Raw genomic sequence first — 1666 nt, 5'->3', positions numbered from 1 at the left:
CTGGCGAAGTGGTCGCTACGTATTACATTAAACCGAATCAAGCGAGCTTGGGCGCGCATGTTAGCAATTGTGGTTATATGGTATCGCCTTCGTATCGGGGCGGAGGGATTGCTAGCCAATTATGTGTACATTCGCAGTCCATCGCTATAAAGCTTGGCTATAAGGCAATGCAATTTAACTTGGTTGTTGCTTCGAATAGTGCAGCGGTCCATCTCTGGAATAAGTTAGGTTTCGAAACGGTGGGCCGTTTACTCAAAGCATTTGATCATCAAAAGCTTGGGTTCGTGGATGCACTAGTTATGTATAAGTGGTTGCAAGATTAAGTGACAAGATAAGGTTTTGAGATCAGACTTGATCTAGTTAAAGTCGAGACACTTTGTATTTCAAAGTTCTCTGCTACACTGACTTTATTTGATTAGAAGTAGTACACATTGTTAGGAGAAGGATATGTTAAAGAAAGTACTAATGGCTGGGATTGTGAGTGTTACTTTAGGTTCTAGTTTTGCGATGGCAGGTGATGCCGCTGCAGGTAAAGCTAAGTCAGCTGTGTGTGCTGCTTGTCATGGTGCAAATGGCATTGCAACGATCAAAACTTACCCTAATTTGGCGGGACAGAATAAAGAGTATTTGGTCTCTTCTTTGAAGGCTTACAAAGCGAAACAGCGCAATGGTGGAATGGCTGCAATCATGCAAGCACAGGCGGCTGCTCTTACTGATGCGGATATGCAGAACCTTGCTGAATACTTCAGCACATTGAAATAAAAGCGTTCAACGCTTAATGATTGAAAAAGCCGAACATCGTTCGGCTTTTTCAATGCTCTTGCCAAAGCTATTTAACAACTAGCATTCATTTGTTCACGATACGATAACAAGGCTTATACGTACTACCGGGCAGCTTCATTCTTCCTTGATCAACAAAAGCGCGTAACATCTTATCCATCGATAACATAATCTCTGGATCACCTGCTATTTGAAAGGGCCCGTGTTTTTTGATCTCAGCTAATCCTTGCGCTTTGACATTACCTGCAACGATTCCTGAAAAAGCACAGCGTAGATTGGCGGCGAGCTGATGAGGCTCTTGATCTTTATGGAGGTCAAGGTTAGCCATCAATGCATGTGTCGGCTCAAAAGGCTTTTGAAATATAGGATCAATCTTCAGTAGCCAGTTGTAGTAATACGCATCGCGGCGTTTGCGACGATATGTTTTGACTTTTTCGAGATTTGATTTCATATATTTGGCGACAGATTCTGGATCATCAATAATGATTTTATAGAGCACTTGCGCTTCTGTACCAAGTGTTTGTCCGATGAAGGTATCGATCATTTCAAAATAATCCCGACTTGATTCGGGGCCAGTTAGCACCAAGGGGTAGGGCATCGCCTTGTTTTTTGGGTGCATCAATACACCGAGAATATACAGAATCTCTTCAGCAGTGCCGACGCCACCAGGAAAGACAATAATTCCGTGTCCAAGGCGCACAAACGCTTCAAGTCGCTTTTCGATATCGGGCAGTATCGTTAGCTCGTTTACAATTGGGTTTGGAGACTCTGCTGCAATAATGCCTGGCTCCGTGACACCGATATATCGTCCCAGTGCATGGCGTTGCTTTGCATGACCTACCGCAGCACCTTTCATCGGGCCTTTCATCGCACCTGGGCCACAGCC

3 protein-coding genes are annotated in these 1666 nt (G+C 44.2%); 2 read left to right on the top strand and 1 reads right to left on the bottom strand.

The window, feature by feature from the left end; all coding sequences use genetic code 11:
• Both A3738_RS16810 and A3738_RS16805 read left to right on the top strand, forming a co-directional pair.
• A partial coding sequence (locus A3738_RS16810) for a GNAT family N-acetyltransferase (RefSeq protein WP_156504313.1) occupies positions 1–323 on the top strand: 323 nt, incomplete at its 5' end.
• A gap of 124 nt (positions 324–447) precedes the next feature.
• Entirely contained in the window at positions 448–762 is a 315-nt protein-coding gene (locus A3738_RS16805) for a c-type cytochrome (RefSeq protein ID WP_068476004.1), read from the top strand.
• Positions 763–847: 85 nt separating this feature from the next.
• Here A3738_RS16805 and ppnN read toward each other — a convergent pair.
• Positions 848–1666 (bottom strand): nucleotide 5'-monophosphate nucleosidase PpnN (ppnN, locus tag A3738_RS16800; RefSeq protein ID WP_156504312.1); only part of this gene is annotated, 819 nt, incomplete at its 5' end.

Source organism: Oleiphilus sp. HI0066 (genome assembly GCF_001635725.1).
This window is presented reverse-complemented; position numbering and strand designations above follow the sequence as displayed.

Bases quoted from the DNA above. Each gene is read 5' to 3' on its own strand.
- A3738_RS16805 (WP_068476004.1), top strand. From the start codon at position 448: ATGTTAAAGAAAGTACTAATGGCTGGGATTGTGAGTGTTACTTTAGGT.